The sequence below is a fragment of the Spongiibacter sp. genome, from assembly GCF_984394615.1.
The window spans coordinates 1-18,141 of the sequence record NZ_CFHTQA010000006.1; the positions used below are offsets into that span (position 1 = coordinate 1).

Consider the following 18,141-nt stretch of genomic DNA (forward strand, 5'->3'; position numbering starts at 1 on the left):
GCGGAAATTTGGCGATATTTTATAAAAGGGAGAGGTTGTGCAGACCTTCCCTAGGTCTTTTTGGTGGTTTAACTATTGGAGGCGGTATTACGTACTTGTGTTTTTCAGGGTCGTGCAATGTAAACAAATACTCCGGCTCATAGAACGGCCATATTTCTTCTGACACTCGATTTAGGACGCACAGTTTGCCAAGCAGAAAACCAGCATTATTTTTTACACGTATTTCCTTGGCATCTGACTCACCATTGTCTAAGGCTATGTCTGTATAGTTTTTATTTGGCTCTACCCATGTTCGTTTTACAACGCCAATCTCAAGTTCGGGATTCTCGGTTAAATTTTGCTCTATTTCAGCGGATACCAAAGAGGGCTCATAAATACCAGACGAGATCTCGTCAGTGTAGAAACATCCATGCTTATACCAAGGCCATCCCAATGGTGGATCTAGCCATACACTCCCGCCGTTGTGACGGACAAAAAAGACTCCATCACCGCACCTAGGACATGTAGTGCTGAAACACATGCTTTCATGTGAGGTATTGTACCCTGAGTAATCAGTTGCCCTTGAAGATGAACCAATACAGCTACCATACAAGTGCATGGGGATACATCGTCCATTGACGTATCTAAAATCAATCGGGTTTCCACATTTATCGCATGTGCTCACGATCTCCCCCGAATGCTAACGCAGAGTGCAGCGGCAGTTTGTGGAGTGGCGTTTTGCGCTAGCGTAGCGATCAGCGCAAAAAGAGCCACGGAACAAACTGTCCGACTGGCACGTATTGTTAGGGTATTTATTTGGCATGCGTAATAGCGTTTCTTGAATCTGAAATTACTCGGTCATAGCGCTCGATAAATACAAGCATCTTGTCGGGGCTTTCTTGGAATGTCTTAATCCAACGAGATAATGCCTGCGCTATTTCATCTATTAAATCTTTAAAATTGAAGTATTGAGTGTCTAGGTCGGGATCTGGAATGTATCCACTTCTTGCGACACAAAAGCTAATTCTCTTTTCTTTTCCGGACAACACTTTTCTGGAATCCAAATTAGACATGTGAAGAACGGAATTCCGAAGCTCCCACAGTTGCTGCTCAGTAATTCCCAATTTTTCAATTGATGCATACTTTTTTAACCATTGGACGAAACTTCCACTAACATCACCAAACTCGAGATATGCGATCGTATCGATGAATGAGACAAGAAGCTTCATACACGACACATAGTGCTTTGCGTTAAAAAGAAGCTTTATTGCTTTAAAATAATCGTCGTTTAGCAGTCGAGGCATATCAAAGCCATCTGGCGTGATGTAAGACTCCAGATAATCTGCCATCTTACCCTTGCCGATTTTTGGATGATCTTCGAATGAGCTCACATAGAATGGCTCATACCCGTGTGTGACATCTATCTGCGCCTCACCGTTTACAATTGGAGTAATGCAGCAAAGTGGGCTTTCAGGAGCATCATGGCGAGCGAAGAACTCCTCAAAGACCTCCATGCTTCGCCCAGCCCTTACCATTGCCATGTAGGAAGAGTACTTAAATATGCCATCGGAAGTACCAACCGTACATGACCGCACGTTGGCAATATCTGCTATTAAGCAGTCGCTAGACACGGATCTTCTAAGGAATTCCATTTTTTCTTCATCAGAGCCATCCATTTCATGCACTGCCACACCGAGCTGACTAATTTTTTCACCGTCAGTGTAGAGAAAGCAGTTAAAAACTCTTTCCTTCATATAGACCTTCGAAGATTCTCGTTGTCAGACACCCTAACGCCCAAAGCACAGGCGCGAACGTAGTGAGCGTCCAGCCCGCGCTTTTTGCGGGCGATTGTGCCTTTGCTTGTTAAATGTTGAGGGCACGAAAAGAACCCCCGAGTAAAATTAATAGAACAGGCACCACAATGAAAACTGCGATGTCTGACTTTACACCTGACTTAATTATTCTTGGTGCGTAATAGATACCAGCCAATAAAGCTGGAACCAACATTATGTTTATACCTTTTACGCTATCAGTTACTGGAAGCTCAAAGGGCAGAACCATAGGGACTACGAAAGCGCCCAGCCAAAGATAAAATACAAAAACGGCATTTCTATATGATGTATGTGCTTTCTCAAAATCCATAGTGACATTTAACAGCCTGTTTATGAGGCCTACGGCCTCATAATAAATATTATCGGGCGGCCATCTATCACGCCCACCCATTTTAGCCCAACCCTTAACTTATTGTTTTTAAAGCCATATTTCGAGATCAGGTTTCTTCGCGACGAATAACAGGGCCATTTCACTGGCAGGAAGGAGCTATCGGGATACACTGTATGCACATACAGTTTTTTTTAACAGGGAGTGTCATTATGAGTGCTTCACCATTCCTTCGGTCATTGCGGGGCACATGCTAGTGCGTCGCTACTGTCTTTCTACAGTAAAGTCGTACCGCTACTGGATCAAGCTTTTCATTATGGTTGATTGCAAGTCGCCTCTGACGGAGGGGGCTGGCACATCGATGGAGCTTGTTCTTGTTATCTCATCGGTGAGCGCTGCGCGCCACGACACGCTGGTTGTTTTGCGCCTTGAGCAAAAAGAGCCGGGAGGTGCTCCTTCCCGGCAAGGCGCTCTATAAGCGCACGTTGAATTCAACACCGTAACCACGCGGCGCTGCAGCAAGGTGGCGCTTCGATGCGTCGATGCCTTAACACCGGCAAGCAAGTGATACCGGCGCATCGCCCTTCGCGAGACATAAAAAAAGCCCCGCCGGCATCGCCGACGGGGCTCTGTTCAAGAAAAGGCCTGAAACTTACTTCGCAGCCTTTTTCTCTTTCTCTTTTGCAATCACTTCTTCAGCCACGTTGGCGGGGCACGGTGCGTAGTGCGAGAACTCCATGGAGAACTGGCCACGACCGGAAGTCATGGTACGCAGGGTGCTGATGTAGCCAAACATTTCTGACAGCGGTACATCGGCCTTGATGCGAACGCCAGTTGTACCGGCTTCTTGACCAGAGATCATGCCGCGACGACGGTTCAGGTCACCGATAACGTCACCGACGTTGTCTTCGGGGCTGAATACGTCAACTTTCATCACCGGCTCAAGCAGCTGAGCACCGGCCTTAGGCATAGTCTGACGGAATGCACCTTTAGCAGCGATTTCGAAGGCTACTGCCGAGGAGTCAACCGCGTGGTACGCACCGTCGTGCAGGTTAATCGCAACGTCCAGAACCGGGAATCCAGCCAGCGGACCGGTTTCCATCATCGACTTGAAGCCCTTCTCGATAGCCGGGAAGAATTCCTTCGGTACGTTACCGCCCACAACAGAGGTGGTGAAGGTGAAGCCGGTGTTCGGCTCGCCGGGCTCGATGGTGTAGTCGATCTTACCGAACTGACCGGAACCACCAGACTGCTTCTTGTGCGTGTAGCTGTCTTCAACTTTCTGAGTAATGGTTTCGCGGTAGGCAACCTGAGGCTGACCAACAACCAGCTCAACGCCGTAAGTCCGCTTGAGGATGTCGACCTTGATATCCAGGTGAAGCTCACCCATGCCTTTCAGGATGGTCTCGCCAGAATCTTCATCAGTTTCGACTCGGAAAGTGGGGTCTTCAGCAACCATCTTGCCGATCGCAACACCCATCTTCTCGGTCGAGCTCTTGTCTTTAGCCGCCACGGCAATAGAGATAACCGGCTCAGGGAACACCATTGCTTCCAGCGTACAGGGGTGATCTGGATCGCACAGGGTGTGACCGGTTTGCACGTTTTTCATGCCCACAATGGCGATGATGTCGCCCGCTTGCGCATTGCTCAGCTCGTTGCGCTCATCGGCCTGCATCTCACACATGCGACCAACACGCTCCGTTTTACCCGTGAACGAGTTAAGAATCGTGTCGCCTTTTTTGAGCTTGCCGGAGTAGATGCGGATAAAGGTCAAAGCACCGAAACGGTCGTCCATGATCTTAAATGCCAGAGCGCGGAACGGCTCGTCAGCAGAAACGGTCGCGTATTGGCCAGTCGGGGTACCTTCTTCGTCAGTCAGCGGCTGGGGGTTAACCTCAGTCGGGCTGGGCAGGTAGTCAACAACGGCATCCAGAACCAACTGCATACCTTTGTTTTTGAAGGCAGAACCACAGTAAGTCGGGAAAAACGCCAGCTCCAGCGTGCCTTTGCGGATACAACGCTTGATGTCGTCGATAGAAGGCTCTTCACCTTCCATGTACGCCATCATTACGTCGTCGTCCATCTCAACAGCCGTTTCAATCAGCTGCTCGCGGTACATGGCTACATCTTCTTCCATGTCAGCAGGAACGTCGGTGATCTCGTAGTTTTCAGGCAAGCCTGAATCGTCCCAGATGTAAGCCTTGTTGCTCAGCAGATCAACAACGCCTTTGAACTCGTCTTCACGGCCAATCGGCAGGGTCATGATCAGCGGTGTTGCGCCCAGTACTTTCTTAACCTGCTCGGTAACACGCAGGAAATCCGCACCAATACGGTCGAGCTTGTTAACGAAAATCAGACGAGAAACTTTGGAATCGTTCGCATAGCGCCAGTTGGTCTCAGACTGGGGCTCAACGCCGCCAGAGCCACAGAATACGCCGATGCCGCCGTCCAGAACTTTCAGCGAGCGGTAAACTTCAACGGTAAAGTCGACGTGTCCAGGGGTGTCGATGACGTTCAGGCGGTGGCCCTTCCATTCACAGGTCACAGCAGCCGACTGAATGGTAATACCACGCTCAGCTTCCTGCTCCATGAAGTCGGTAGTCGATTCACCCTCGTGAGTCTCACCGAGCTTGTGAATTTTACCCGTGAGCTTGAGGATACGCTCAGTAGTAGTGGTTTTTCCGGCATCAACGTGGGCGAAAATACCGATATTGCGGTAAAAGGATAGATCAGTCACGGCGGTCTCTAAATAAGCTGGGTTGAAAATGGTTGGCTACGATACTGGAAGTGAGGAAAAATTTCTCTACTATTTTGGGAAATTATGCTAATCCGGGCCAAATTTTTCCCCAAAAAGCCGTCACAAAGCCCCAAATGGCGCTAGCTCGAGGTCAACGGCTCCCAGATGCCCTCCCCTCCCCAGCTTGCCACCTGCCAGAGAGCTAGTCGCCTCCGCAACGAGTCCCTGCCGCCCATACCGCGCTCAAGAACATACCCCAATGAAAAGTGGGCGTAATGAGCGCCAACCAAGAACGTTGGCTTGGTCAGCAAGTGGACCTGGCCGGGGGCGTATACTTCTCCATAGCTCTGCCCCCTACCCACAGGCTGCCTTGGCAGCCCTCATATTTTATCGAACCGGCACTGAATTCCAGAGAGTTGTGATCCGAACTTTCAACAACAGCAGGGATGCAGAACAATAGCTTTGATTGTGGACTTCCCTGAGTAATGTAGGCAACTCCTCCGCTTATTCACCCTGCATCATTTCAATAATGGCGGAGAAATCGCGCTGGCTGTTGCCCTTACCGGCAAAGCTGGCGTAAAGGCTACGCGCCATTGCGCCCATGGGTACAGCACTTTGGGTTTTAAGGCTGTTTTCCATGGCCAGACCGAGATCTTTGAGCATGAGTTGGGCCATGAAGCCGGGCTGGTAGTCGTTACTGGCGGGCGTACCGGGCATGACACCCGGCACCGGGTTGTAGTTTTGAAGGGACCAGTTGTCACCCGAGCTGTTTTTCATAATTTCGGACAACACACCCGCATCAAGGCCGTTGTTCATGCCCAGTTGCAGCGCTTCTGCAGTGCCGATCATGTGGACAGCCAGGAGCATGTTGTTGCACATTTTGGCGATTTGTCCGGCGCCGTGATCGCCAGCGTGGAAGATTTTCTTGCCCATCCCCGACAGGATTTTTTCTGCCCGCACGAATCCCGCTTCGCTGCCACCGCACATAAAGGCCAGGGTTCCGGCCTGCGCGGCTTTCACCCCGCCAGAAACCGGCGCATCGAGCATGGCCAACCCGGCGGCTTCGGCGGCGGCCCCCACCTGACGCGCCGTTTCGGCATCGATGGTGCTGCAATCCAGGATAAGAGTGCCTTTCGCCGCCTTGGCGATAAGGCCGTTTTCCCCGAGATACAGACCCGCCACATGTTTACCTGCGGGCAGCATACTGAGTATCACCTCTGCGCCCTCTATCGCCTCCAAGGCTGAACTGGCGCAACGCGCCCCCTTTTCAGCCAGCGCTTGCATGGCCGCCTCTGAAAGGTCGAAGACGGTAAGGCTATGGCCAGCAGTCATCAGGTTGGCGGCCATGGGGCCACCCATATTGCCCAGGCCAATAAAGGCGATATTGCTCATGCGGTTCTCCTTCACGCCGCCGAGGCGGCGTCTTGGTGGCGATGTGAACGCCGTTCGCGATTATTATTGGGTTCGCTTATAAATCCCGGAGTGGGTGTTCATGCCAGGGCGACTCAAAGTAAGCACCCACTTCACCCTCACCCACCGCCGCAGCGTTATTGTGGCGCCACTGGGGATTTTTATCTTTGTCGATCAGCAATGCGCGTACGCCCTCGGCGAAGTCACTGCCGCGCACGATATTTGTCGACAGCGTCAGCTCGGCGCGGAACACCTCGCGAAGCGGCAAGCGCTGGGTTCGGCGCAGCTGTTCAAGGATCAAACGGGCACTGAGCGGCGAGCCTGCGGCCAGCGTCGCCGACGCTTTTTGCAGCCAGGGATTGTCGCTTTGCAGCGCGCAGATGTGCTCGATAATATCGAGGTCGCTACCCTGACAAGCCCGCTCTATTTCGGCGCTGGCGGCTTCAACCTGCCCTACTGGACGCGCATCAGCGCTGGCCTGCACGAACTTGCGCATCAACTCCATCAAGCGCTCGTGATTGTCGCCCACACTGGTTGACCACGGCTCCTCGCTCATAGCCGTTAATACGTCGTCGCGTAGGCGGTGCTCAATGAAGCCTTCCGCCAGACCGAGATACAGCGCGTCGGTGGCATTGAACGAGGCGCCGGTCAGGGCCAGGAAGCGGCCGTTACTGCCCGGCATGCGGTTGAGGAAGTAGCTGCCACCCACGTCGGGGTAAAGACCAATGGTAATTTCGGGCATGGCGAGACGGGATTTTTCGGTGACGACACGGTAGCTGCCCGCTGCAAAAATCCCCAGGCCGCCGCCCATTACAATACCGTGGCCCCACACCACCACGGGCTTACCGAATTGCTGGAGTGCGTAATCGAGCCGGTATTCCAGTTCAAAGAAGCGTTCGGCGTAGTCGCAAGGGCCGCCGGGCTGTTCGGTCGCGGAGCGGTATAGCGCCTGTACGTCGCCACCGGCACAGAACGCTTTTTCACCTGCAGCAGTGATGAACAGGCAGGCAATATCGCTGCGTTCGCGCCAGTCCTTTACGGTGGCCAGCATGGCCTCAACCATGTCGAGGTTCAGCGAGTTGAGGGTTTTCTCAATATTGAGGGTGATAATGCCCAGCTTCTGACCACTGGCCGTACTGCGTTCTTCAAACAGGACATCCTGCGTCGTTATGCTCATTACGCGTTTTTCCACTCCGGTTGGCGTTTTTCCAGAAAGGCGTTCACACCCTCTTTCTGGTCAGCGGTGTCGAACAACTGAATGAAGCGCTCACGCTCCAGGATCAGACCTTTTGGCATCACCACATCGCGGGCTTCATGAATCAGCTCCTTGCAGAAGCTTACCGCTACCGGACTCTGGGCGGCTACCGACGCCGCCAAATTCATGGCCGCTGATTTCGCTTCACCGGTGTCGACCACCTCCTCTGCCAGTCCGATACGCTGAGCGGTTTCGGCATCGATGCGCTCGCCGCAGAGGATCATGCGCTTGGCCCAGCCGGGACCGACCAGCGCGGTAAGCCGCTGAGTGCCCCCCGCGCAGGGCAACAGACCAACCTTGGCTTCCGGCAGGGCGAGTTTGGCCTGGCGCTCAACAATGCGAATATCGCAGGCCATAGCGCACTCCAACCCGCCGCCCATGGCAAAGCCGTTAACCGCAGCAATCGATACGCCGCGAAAATCCGCCAACGCTTCAAAAGCCTGACCAAACTTCAGACCGATATCCTGCGCCACGGCCTTGTCGCCGCTGGCGAACATCTTCAGGTCGGCGCCTGCGGAAAAGAATTTATCGCCGCTGCCGGTAATCACCAGCGCATAGATATCGCGATTGGCATTCAGCTCGCTAACGATCTGACGCAGGCCAATCAGGGATTCGGCATCCCAGGTGTTGGCGGGCGGGTTGTTGATGGTGATCACAGCGGTGTGCTCGCAGATGTCCAACAACAGTTTTCCAGTGGGGCTCGTGCTCATTTGATCACCTCCAGTGCGCCTTCCATTAATAAGCGGCGGGCAATGATTACCCGCATGATTTCGTTGGTGCCTTCCAGTATTTGGTGCACGCGGCTGTCGCGCAGGTGGCGCTCCAGCGGGTATTCGCGGATGTAGCCGTAGCCGCCATGCAATTGCAGCGCGTCGTTGCACACCTCAAACCCCACATCGGTGGCGAAGCGTTTGGCCATGGCGCAATAGGAGCTGGCTTCGGGGTGCCCGGTATCGAGTTTGAAAGCCGCCAATCGCACCATTTGCCGCGCGGCAACCAGTGTGGTGGCCATGTCCGCCAGCTTGAATTGGGTGTTTTGAAAGTCGGCAATCGCCTGCCCGAACTGCTCTCGCTCTTTCACGTAGGCGGTGGCGGTTTCCAGCGCCGCCTGAGCGGTGCCAATGGAGCAGGTAGCGATATTGATGCGACCGCCATCCAAACCTTGCATGGCAATTTTAAAGCCTTGCCCTTCTTCGCCCAGGCGGTTGCCAACCGGCACCCGTACATTGTCGAAGGTGACCGTGGCCGTTGGCTGGCTGTTCCAGCCCATTTTTTCTTCCGGCTTGCCGTAGCTGATGCCCTCGCTATCGGCGGGAATCGCAAAGGCGGTAATCCCTTTCGGGCCAGCATCGCCCGTGCGCAGCATTACCACCAGCAGATCAGTGGAACCCGCTCCGGAAATAAACATTTTGCTGCCGTTGACGACGTAGTGGTCGCCATCGCGCTTGGCGCTGCTGCGCAGATTACCGGCATCCGACCCCGCGCCCGGTTCCGTTAGGCAATATGACGCCAGCCGCTCACCGGCAACCAAACCGGGACACTGCGCTTCGATCAATGCGGGCTGACCGTAGTGGCCGATCATACTGGTCGCCATATTGTGGATGGTCAAAAAGGCCGCGGTAGAGGTGCAGCCTCTTGCCAGCTCTTCCACGATCACGCTGGTGTCGAGCCGACTCAGCCCGAGGCCACCCGCCGGCTCGGGGGTGTACATGCCCATAAAGCCCAGCTCACCGGCCTGGCGCAGTGCGTCTTTAGGAAAGATATGCTCGGCATCCCAACGCGCCGCATTGGGCTTGAATACACCGTCGGCAAACTGCCGGGCGCTGCTCGCGTAGGCCTGCTGTTCGTCGTTTAATTCAAAGTTCATCGACCGTACCGAATTAACAGCTGCTGGATCGCAGATTATTACGCGGGTGACTGCAGCGCTCGACGCTGCTCCGCTGCAATGGCCGAAGCAAACAGCAGCTCGTCGGCGGGCAACTGCTTGGGTTCAGCAAGAGGCTTGGACACCCACGTCACATTGACCAGATCCTGCCAGCTAATATTGTTGTTAGTAGCGTTGCCGCCCCAGCTTCCGCAACCAAGCGAAAAGGTCTGGCGCATGCCGTTCCACACATTACCACTGTTTGAGGGTGCCTGGGGCTGATTGACCATGACGCGTGACGTATACGTCTTGGCAGCAAAACGCAGAATATTGTCATTGTCGCGGGAGTAGATCCCACAGGAGTGCCCCTGGCCCTGATAGGCCTGAATGGCGTTGGTTTTTGCGATGGCGGCGTCCAGTGTGGCTTCACGGTAGAACGCCATGACCACCGACATTTTTTCACCCGAAAACGGATAGTCCGCCCCCGCGCCGTGTTCAGGCACGATAAAAAATGTTTTCCCATTCGGCAGATTAATCTGTGCCAAGGCCGCCAGTACCGAGGCAGGCTGCGCAACAATCTGCGTATTTAAATGGCCATCTTCCCAAATGCTGTTTTGCAGGCGCCGTTTTTCATCTTCATTGCAGAGGTAGCCTCCCTCCGCTTGAAGTTTTTCCAGCAGGCTATCCGCTACCGACTCCAGCGCAATGACGGCGTTGTCTGACGAGCACGACGCGGCCAGATCCAGCGTTTTGGAAATACGGATTTTCTCAGCCGCTTCGCCAAGGTCTGCTGTGTCGTCCACCACAATCACCGCGTTGCCGGCGCCGACGCCCAGGGCTGGCGTGCCGCTGGCATACGCCGACTTGACCATCGCCGCGCCCCCCGTCGCCAAAATGCGGTCGCACTGTTTCATCAGCTCATTGGTCAACTCCAGGGTCGGCTGCTCAATGGCGATCACCAAATCTTCCGGCGCACCGCATTCCCGCAGGGCGGCGCGCATCCGGTCACAGATAAGCTTGTTCGTTAGCTTTGAGCGAGGGTGAGGCGCAATGATAATCGCGTTGCGTCCTTTGAGGGCGAACATGGCCTTGATCACCGGTGTGGCTTCCGGATTTGTGCAAGGTGCCAACGCACCGATCACGCCAACGGGCTTGGCGATTTTGACGATATTGCGCTCATGATCCTCTTCAATCACCCCCACCGACTTATCGTTGATAATGTCGAACAGGGTTGCCCGCGTCTTGCTGAAGATTTTCAGGTACTTACCTTCGAAGTTGCCGAGCTGGGTTTCTTCCACCGCAAAACGAGCGATCTCCTCAGCCACCCCAGGTTTGACGACAGCCCATACCATCGCGGTAATCAGCGCATCAACCTGCTCTTGCGAGTAATTTTCTATCTGCTTTTGAGCGGCGCGAGCACGCGCCATCATCGCTGTCAGCTGCACGGCCTCATTGCGTTGATCTCTTATATGAGTAGCCATAAAACCGTCCTCGTTCTTCGGCCCGGCACCGGGCAATGGATAACAGCAGGCCATATGACCACATGCTGACACGCGGCTGGATTGCTTATCTTGCCGATATGATGGACGATATTGCGGAATACCAATAACGCACCGCCGAGAGAGAAATGCCGTGGCAATGACCTCTGACTGGCCGCTGCCTGCGGATGGGGTTCGTTTTCTGACCCCCGGCTGGCTGGCCAAACAACTGGGTAAACACCCCCTGAGCGAGGCTCTTTATCCGCTCGCAATGGGCTACTACCCCCGCGCTCAGGGCCATCGCATGGCGCGTCCACAGCACGACAATTATCTGATGATTTATTGCGTTGACGGCGCCGGGCAACTGGAGTGCGGAGAGCGCCACTACCGCATTCGCAGCGGCGATTTGATCCTGTTGCCAAAGGGGATTGCCCACCGCTATGAAGCAGACAGGAAACACCCCTGGACGATCTACTGGCTGCACTTCAACGGCAGGCTCGCCGAAACACTGTGTCAGCATTGCGGCCTGAGTTCACCGCGTTTTCACATCGGCGTACAAGCCAGGGTGGTGCGCGTTTTCGACGGGCTGTCGGAACTTAGACGCGGCGCCTACCAACTGGCGGAGTTTATTCAGGGCTGCCATCAGCTACAGGCGTTATTGAGCTACATCGCACTGCTCGCACGACAAGGGCAGAGTGATCACGGCAATCTTGACTGGGCGCGGGTCCGCGCCACCATGCAGGAACATATTCACGGACAGCTCCGCCTGGACGCACTGGCGGCCAGTGTGAATGTGTCGAAATATCACTTCATCAAGAAGTTTAAAGCCTGGAGCGGACAATCGCCCATCCAGTACTTTATCCATATGAAGGTGCAGCGCGCCTGCTATTTGCTGGACAGCACCACCATGTCTGTCAAAGAGGTGTCCTCCGCGCTGGGCTACGATGACGTGTATTATTTTTCCCGGCAGTTCAAGAAGGTCGTCGGACTGGCACCCAGCCGCTATCGCCATCATCGCGGCGCGCTGCTAGCGCCTCAGTAATGCAGGTCGCCGCTGAGTACGGTATGCGCGCGACCGCGCAGTTCGACCCGGTCGTCCTGCAACGCCAGCCATAGCTGGCCACCGCGCGACGACAACTGCTCGGCGCTGAGTTGAGACTTACCGAGCTTGCCCGACCAATAATCCGCCAAGGCACAGTGCGCCGAACCGGTTACCGGGTCTTCATTAATCCCGACAGATGGGGCGAAAAAGCGCGATACCACATCAACCGACTCACCCGCCGCGGTGACAATCAGACCGCGACAGGGCAGCGCCGCAATCGCCGCCATATCGGGCAAATAAGCGCGTACAGCGCGCTCGTCTTTCAGTTCCAGCAGCAGATCTTCGCCCGCCACCGCCGCAGCAACGGCAGGGAGACCAAGGCTTTCTGCCCACGCAGATAGCGGCTGCTCCGCGGTAGGACAGCGGGGGAAATTCATACTTAGCAACTCGCCACAGCGACTCACCTGCAATTCCCCGCTGCGTGTATCAAAGCGCAGACAACTCGCATCAATCTGGCACTGGTCCCAAAGGGCATGGGCGGCCGCCAGAGTCGCGTGCCCGCATAGATTGACCTCGGCCAGCGGGGTAAACCAGCGCAGCGACCAGTGCTCACCCGCACTGTCCAGTGGTTGGAGGAACGCCGTTTCCGAGAGATTGAATTCTGCGGCAATGCGCTGCATATCCGTATCATCCAGGGCACGACTTTGCAGTACGACTGCCGCTGGATTGCCGGTAAAGGGCTGGCTGCAAAATGCATCGACAATAAAGCTTTTCATGGTGACTCCCTCTCGCCTGGAAGGCCGCTACGACGCCGCCAGAATCTCCTCACACAACCGGGGCAACACCTCACTGGCGAGGCCGTGACGATGCTCATCAAAGTAGCTGTGTTGGGATGAGGCTTCAAGATTGACCTCAATACTGTGTGCCCCTGCATGGCGAGCAAGCTGAACAAAGCCTGCTGCCGGGTAAACATTGCCCGACGTACCCACGGCGATAAACAGATCGCACTGGCTCAGCGCCGCCTCAATGCGCGGCATCTGCAAAGGCATTTCCCCGAACCACACGACGTGGGGACGCAGCGTTCCGGTTTTTCCACAACAGGCGCAACTGAGCTCGGCGTGAATATCGCCGTGAATCTCGAAAACCTCGCCGCTTCGAGTACAGTGCATTTTCAGCAACTCGCCATGCATGTGTATGGGATCATCGGAGCCTGCTCGCTCATGCAGGTCATCGATATTTTGCGTAACCAGCAAACACTCACCGGCAAAGCGTTTCTCCAGTTCGGCCAGCGCGATATGGGCCGGGTTCACCTTAACGGCATCAGACAACAACTGCCGCCGGCGCCCGTTGTAAAAGCGCTGCACCCTCTCGGGATTCGCGGCAAAGCCCTCCGGCGTGGCGACGTCCTCTATTCGGTGCTCCTCCCACAGGCCGTCAGCGGCACGAAAGGTTTTAATACCGGACTCTGCCGAGATACCGGCCCCGGTGAGAATTACGATGCGTTTTGCGGCAAGCGGGGACACGGACGAACTCCTACAAGGCTTTTTCCATAAACCGGGCAACACCGAACTCCGGTTTCAATTGATAGTCGACAAAGCCGCTGTCCAGATAACGCTGCCTCGCCGCGCGATTGCCTTCCAACACCTCCAGCGTAAGCTTGCAGCAGCCCTGCTGTCGCGCTTCGCTCACCACGGCATCAAGCATCAGCGCTGCAATCCCCTGACGGCGATTCTCGGGTCGCACGATCACATCGTGAATATTCATTAGCGGCCTGGCCTTGAACGTAGAAAATCCGAGAAAGGTATTGATCAGACCGACAGCGCGATCGCCCTGCCACGCAATGATGCTAAGCGCACCAGGATGCTCAGCCAGCGCATCACACAGGCGCTCGCGAACGTCGGCAGATAATGGCTCGGCGCCTCCCATAGGATCGTTTGCGTAACAATCCATGAGCGACAGAACAGCCAATCGGTCGATGTCATTTCGGTAGTCTGCGCGGCGGCAGAGCGTGGTCAGCATGGGCACACCAATGATGTCGTAACGGCGTTTCAGTCAAGCTGAAACTTAGTGCTCAGAATGATAACAAATGCATCACATTCGACGAAGAAAAGGCAATATTTGGCGGATTATCCCTTCCTAACACGAATACTCGGCCCTATACTTTTGTGCAATAACACAAACAAGATGGACACGTTCCCATGCATTCCAACTCCCTTTGGTTCCGCGGCATCATTGTCGCAGCACTGGCGGCTAGCATCGCCGCCTGCGGCAGCAGTTCTTCCAGTTCCAGCAGTTCGGATAACAGCAACGGTGGCAATGGTGGCGGCGGTGTCGCCGAGTCAAAGACCTTTGCCGACCAATCCATTACCGCCGATGATGGCGAGACCATTGCATTTACGGCCTATACCCCGGAAAACCCGACAGGCCGCGCCGTACCCTTGATTATTCACGGCCATGGCTTCGGTCTTTCGCGGGCGAAGAATCTCGAAAATCCCGGTCCACTGGAAAACTTTACCACCGCCGATGTCTCCGGTGATGTCGCGCGCCAGGCGTGGCTGGACAAGGGCTACTACGTGATCAGCTTTGACCAGCGGGGTTTTGGCGACAGCACTGGACAGATCACCGTCATGGACCCGGATCTCGACTGCGCCAACATCTCGCGCATCATCGACTGGGCAGAGATTAACTTACCCAACCTGAAGTACGAGGGCAGCGATCCGGTCATCGGCTCGGTGGGGCTGTCTTATGGCGGCGGCTTCCAAACCGTCTGCTCCAGCGTCGACAAGCGTTTCGATGCGCTGGTCCCCCTCGCCACATGGAGCAATCTTCCTTTCAGCCTTTACCCCAGCAGCACACCCAAAACCAGTTGGCTGGACGTACTCGGCATTGCCTCATTCGGCAACATGGAAACCGAGTTTTACCAGGCACTGCTGCAAGCCAACAGTACGGGTGAAATCGACCCAGCCGTGGTGGACCGACTGGCCGGACACAGCCCCCTGTCATTCTGCCTGAACGATCGCGAAGACGGCCGCACGCTCTCCAATGCCGACGCCCTGTTTATTCAGGGGGCCAACGATATTCTGTTCAACGTGAATGAAGCCGTAGAAAACTACGAGTGCTGGAAGGCCAAGGGCCTTGAGGCCCATCTGTTTGTCCAGCGCGATGGCCATATTCTTCCTGCGCTGCAGCAAGCGGGCGACATGCTGCTGTTCGGCACAGACAGCACGCTGTACTGCGGCGAGCAACAGTTTGACACGACCGCACTCGCGCTGGGCTTTTTGGCAAACAAGCTGATGGGCGAATCCCAGCAGGCGCTGCCAGACGTCTGCTTTAGCCACGCGGACTCACAGCGTGGTGTGACCCTGAATGAGGTGACTATTGGCGGCCAGACAGCGTTAGTCCCGGTTAGTACGGTGGTGCCGGGCGGCGCCAACTACATCATCAGTCTGCTGCAAAACCTGCCGTTAAGCACCCTGCTGGAAATTCTTGCTCAGCTTCCCGGAGAACTGGAAACCATCTTGACCGGCGTGCTAAGCGGATTTCAGGACCCGATGGCCATTGCCGATTACCTAGATGAAATCGTCAATGTGATTCCATCTGAGTTGTTGAGCAAGCTTGTCGCGTCAGGCCAGTTTATTCCCTCAACCACCGCCACCAGCGATGGCCTGATTGCCGGCGTTCCCACTGCCAATCTACTACTGGAAGGCGGAAATGGAGACGACAACTTGCTGTTTGTCGGGATAGGCAGGCGTCGAGAAGGCGGTGATGTTCATCTGGTGAACGACCAGGTGCGCCCGCTGCGCGGCACAGGCAGCCAGATGTTTGAACTGAATGGGGTAAGCGAAGATATTCAAGCGGGTGACGAACTGGGGCTGGTGATCTACGGCATTCACCCCTACTACCTGTACCTCGGGGGGCTGGTGCAAGCTCCACTGCCCGTCACCCTTACCGGTACCGTGCAACTGCCGCTGCATAGCCAGCCTTAGCAGCACAGGCGGGGTGCGGACTGAGTCCCGCCCCGCTGTTTCCTATACGCCCGCCATCAATCCAGAACAAAGGTCGCCAGCACAAGGCTGAGCACAGTCATTGAGGTGACAGACAAGAGCAGAAAGCCGAGTAGCTTCAGCGGCTTGAACGGCTTGCGCTCAACGTCGTTATAACCAGCCTTCAGAAACTCATCAACTTTCGCCTGGTCTTCCGGATACAGTTTGTTATGTTCGTTTTCCATGGGGCTACCGCTCGGAAGTCGGTCTACAGACCGGGTTAAGATCGCCGCGCACGTCGGCGCGGGCACAAAAAAAGGCGGCCCCATTATCACAGGATGCCGCCTTTAAGGCCAGATACCGCCCGGCAAGTTCCGGCGGTATCCGATCGGGTGTGCTCGACTTACGCGAAGGCCTCTTCCGCCAGATCCATCATGGCATCGCTGCCACTGCGAATCGCCGCACTCAGGGCCTGAGTTTGCGGCAACAGACGTTGCACAAAGAAACGGGCAGTCTGCAATTTGGCTTTGTTGAAGTCCTCACCCTGCTGGCTCTCGCCACTCAGTACTGTGCGGCACTGCATCGCCCACATGTAGCTATACAGCGTAAAGCCCATCACATGCAGGTAGTCGTTTGCCGCCGCACCGATGGCGTTGGGATCATTGGCAACACTTTCCATCACGAAGCGAGTCAGCGACTCCAGGTTATCTACCGCGTCATTCAGCGGTGCCAGGAATTCGTCCATACCGGCAACGGAGGCAGCATCAGCACAGAACGCACGGATTTCGTCCAGCAGCACGCTCAGGTTCTTCGCGCCGTTGGCCGCCACTTTACGCCCCATCAGGTCCATAGCCTGAATGCCGTTAGTGCCTTCGTAGATCTGGGCGATACGAACGTCACGTACCAGCTGTTCCATCCCCCACTCGCGCACATAGCCGTGGCCACCGTAGCACTGCTGGCCCAGCACCGTACCTTCAAAGCCCTTGTCAGTCAGGAACGCTTTGGCAATAGGCGTCAGCAGTTCCACCATACCTGCAGCGCGGACTTTGTCCTCGCCTTCTCCGAACTTGGACAGGTCGAGTTGCTTGCCTACGTAGACCGCGAAAGCCCGACCCGCTTCGACCAGCGCCTTTTGAGTCAGCAGCATGCGACGTACATCAGGGTGAACAATAATCGGATCAGCGGCGCCATTGGGGTTGGTCGGCCCCGTGGGCGCACGGCTTTGGAGGCGCTCGCGGGCGTATTCGCAAGACCACTGATACGCCGTCTGCGCCGCACTCAGCCCCTGAATACCCACGGACAGGCGCTCGTAGTTCATCATGGTGAACATACCTTGCAGGCCGCGATTGATCTCACCCACCAGATAGCCTTCAGCACCGTCGAAGTTCATTACACAGGTTGCTGACGCATTGATGCCCATCTTGTGCTCGATGCTGCCGCAGTTCACGCCGTTGCGCTCACCGAGGCTGCCGTCATCATTAACTTTAACCTTGGGCACAAGGAACAGAGAGATGCCTTTCGAACCTGCGGGGGCATCCGGCAGCTTTGCCAACACCAGATGAATCACGTTCTCAGTCAAGTCGTGATCACCGCCAGTGATGAAGATTTTGGTGCCGGTGATTTTGTACGTGCCATCAGCCTGTGGCTCGGCCTTGGTGCGAATCATACCGAGATCGGTACCCGCATGGCTCTCAGTCAGACACATGGCGCCCGCCCACTGGCCGCTGTACATGTTTGGCAGGTATTTTTCTTTCAGCTCGTCGCTGGCATGACTATCAATAGCCAATGCCGCACCGGAAGTCAGCGTCAGGTACAGGCCCATCGCGATGTTGGAGGAGTAAAGCATTTCCTCGAACAACAGCACCAGCATTTTAGGCATATTCTGGCCGCCGTAATCAGGCTCGCCAGACAGGCCTCCCCAGCCCCCTTCTGCCAGCTGTTTAAAGGCTTCAGGATAACCCTTGGGAGTAGTGACAACACCTTCATCCCACTTCACGCCTTCTTCGTGGCCGCTTTGACTCAGTGGCGCGATCAGGTTCTCGTTGATCTTGGCGCTTTCTTCAAGAATAGCGTCCGCCAGTTCGCGGTTAACTTCTTCCGTGCCGGGCAGGCTCTGCCAGAGCTGCTCAGCCTTAAAAACTTCGTGCAGGACAAACTGCATATCACGCAGCGGCGCTTTATATTCGGGCATGTCGAATTCTCCACAATGTATCGCGACATGGGTCGCTTTCCA

Annotated in this window: 15 protein-coding genes; 2 read left to right on the plus strand and 13 right to left on the minus strand. The window is 55.4% G+C overall.

Features of this window, described 5'->3' with window-relative positions:
* Nucleotides 1-19: 19 nt before the first annotated feature.
* From AC5DB9_RS03845 to AC5DB9_RS03880, 8 genes are all read right to left on the minus strand, one after another.
* The gene (locus AC5DB9_RS03845) at nucleotides 20-664 is read right to left on the minus strand and encodes a hypothetical protein (RefSeq protein ID WP_483263607.1); all 645 of its coding nucleotides are present in this window, start codon (nucleotides 662-664) and stop codon (nucleotides 20-22) included.
* A gap of 127 nt (nucleotides 665-791) precedes the next feature.
* Entirely contained in the window at nucleotides 792-1,733 is a 942-nt protein-coding gene (locus AC5DB9_RS03850; protein WP_272990799.1) for a hypothetical protein, read from the minus strand.
* Nucleotides 1,734-2,791: 1,058 nt separating this feature from the next.
* Entirely contained in the window at nucleotides 2,792-4,876 is a 2,085-nt protein-coding gene (gene fusA, locus AC5DB9_RS03855; RefSeq protein WP_272990803.1) for an elongation factor G, read from the minus strand.
* Between the two features lie 504 nt (nucleotides 4,877-5,380).
* The gene (mmsB, locus tag AC5DB9_RS03860) at nucleotides 5,381-6,268 is read right to left on the minus strand and encodes a 3-hydroxyisobutyrate dehydrogenase (RefSeq protein ID WP_272990805.1); all 888 of its coding nucleotides are present in this window, start codon (nucleotides 6,266-6,268) and stop codon (nucleotides 5,381-5,383) included.
* 76 nt (nucleotides 6,269-6,344) lie between these two features.
* The gene (locus tag AC5DB9_RS03865) at nucleotides 6,345-7,463 is read right to left on the minus strand and encodes an enoyl-CoA hydratase/isomerase family protein (RefSeq protein WP_272990807.1); all 1,119 of its coding nucleotides are present in this window, start codon (nucleotides 7,461-7,463) and stop codon (nucleotides 6,345-6,347) included.
* Complete coding sequence (locus AC5DB9_RS03870; RefSeq protein ID WP_272990809.1) at nucleotides 7,463-8,251, minus strand: enoyl-CoA hydratase; 789 nt, start codon at nucleotides 8,249-8,251, stop codon at nucleotides 7,463-7,465. The genes AC5DB9_RS03865 and AC5DB9_RS03870 overlap by 1 nt, the downstream gene beginning before the upstream one ends.
* Nucleotides 8,248-9,408, minus strand: a complete 1,161-nt coding sequence (locus tag AC5DB9_RS03875; RefSeq protein ID WP_272990810.1) for an acyl-CoA dehydrogenase family protein — start codon at nucleotides 9,406-9,408, stop codon at nucleotides 8,248-8,250. Before AC5DB9_RS03875 ends, AC5DB9_RS03870 begins: the two co-directional genes overlap by 4 nt.
* A 38-nt stretch (nucleotides 9,409-9,446) precedes the next feature.
* Nucleotides 9,447-10,886 carry an aldehyde dehydrogenase family protein gene (locus tag AC5DB9_RS03880; protein WP_272990813.1) on the minus strand — a complete coding sequence of 480 codons (1,440 nt, stop codon included), beginning with the start codon at nucleotides 10,884-10,886 and terminating at the stop codon, nucleotides 9,447-9,449.
* 157 nt (nucleotides 10,887-11,043) lie between these two features.
* On the opposite strand from AC5DB9_RS03880, the gene AC5DB9_RS03885 reads away from it, so the two are divergent.
* Nucleotides 11,044-11,925 (plus strand): AraC family transcriptional regulator, encoded by an 882-nt coding sequence (locus tag AC5DB9_RS03885; RefSeq protein WP_037508420.1) that lies wholly within the window; start codon nucleotides 11,044-11,046, stop codon nucleotides 11,923-11,925.
* Here the strand turns inward: AC5DB9_RS03885 and AC5DB9_RS03890 are convergent.
* The 3 genes from AC5DB9_RS03890 to AC5DB9_RS03900 are packed head-to-tail and all read right to left on the minus strand — an operon-like array spanning nucleotide 11,919 to nucleotide 13,944.
* Nucleotides 11,919-12,701, minus strand: a complete 783-nt coding sequence (locus AC5DB9_RS03890; RefSeq protein WP_272990815.1) for a PhzF family phenazine biosynthesis protein — start codon at nucleotides 12,699-12,701, stop codon at nucleotides 11,919-11,921. The genes AC5DB9_RS03885 and AC5DB9_RS03890 overlap by 7 nt on opposite strands.
* A 27-nt stretch (nucleotides 12,702-12,728) precedes the next feature.
* Nucleotides 12,729-13,448 (minus strand): Sir2 family NAD+-dependent deacetylase, encoded by a 720-nt coding sequence (gene cobB / locus AC5DB9_RS03895; RefSeq protein ID WP_272990818.1) that lies wholly within the window; start codon nucleotides 13,446-13,448, stop codon nucleotides 12,729-12,731.
* Nucleotides 13,449-13,458: 10 nt separating this feature from the next.
* On the minus strand, nucleotides 13,459-13,944 hold the full coding sequence (locus AC5DB9_RS03900; protein ID WP_272990821.1) for a GNAT family N-acetyltransferase: 486 nt from the start codon (nucleotides 13,942-13,944) through the stop codon (nucleotides 13,459-13,461).
* A gap of 179 nt (nucleotides 13,945-14,123) precedes the next feature.
* Here AC5DB9_RS03900 and AC5DB9_RS03905 point away from each other — a divergent pair, with 179 nt between their 5' ends.
* Nucleotides 14,124-15,911, plus strand: a complete 1,788-nt coding sequence (locus AC5DB9_RS03905; RefSeq protein ID WP_272990824.1) for an alpha/beta hydrolase — start codon at nucleotides 14,124-14,126, stop codon at nucleotides 15,909-15,911.
* 56 nt (nucleotides 15,912-15,967) lie between these two features.
* On the opposite strand, the gene AC5DB9_RS03910 is transcribed toward AC5DB9_RS03905, so the two are convergent.
* Nucleotides 15,968-16,153 carry a DUF3094 family protein gene (locus AC5DB9_RS03910; protein ID WP_022958398.1) on the minus strand — a complete coding sequence of 62 codons (186 nt, stop codon included), beginning with the start codon at nucleotides 16,151-16,153 and terminating at the stop codon, nucleotides 15,968-15,970.
* 158 nt (nucleotides 16,154-16,311) lie between these two features.
* Entirely contained in the window at nucleotides 16,312-18,099 is a 1,788-nt protein-coding gene (locus AC5DB9_RS03915) for an acyl-CoA dehydrogenase C-terminal domain-containing protein (protein WP_272990828.1), read from the minus strand.
* Nucleotides 18,100-18,141 lie beyond the last annotated feature (42 nt).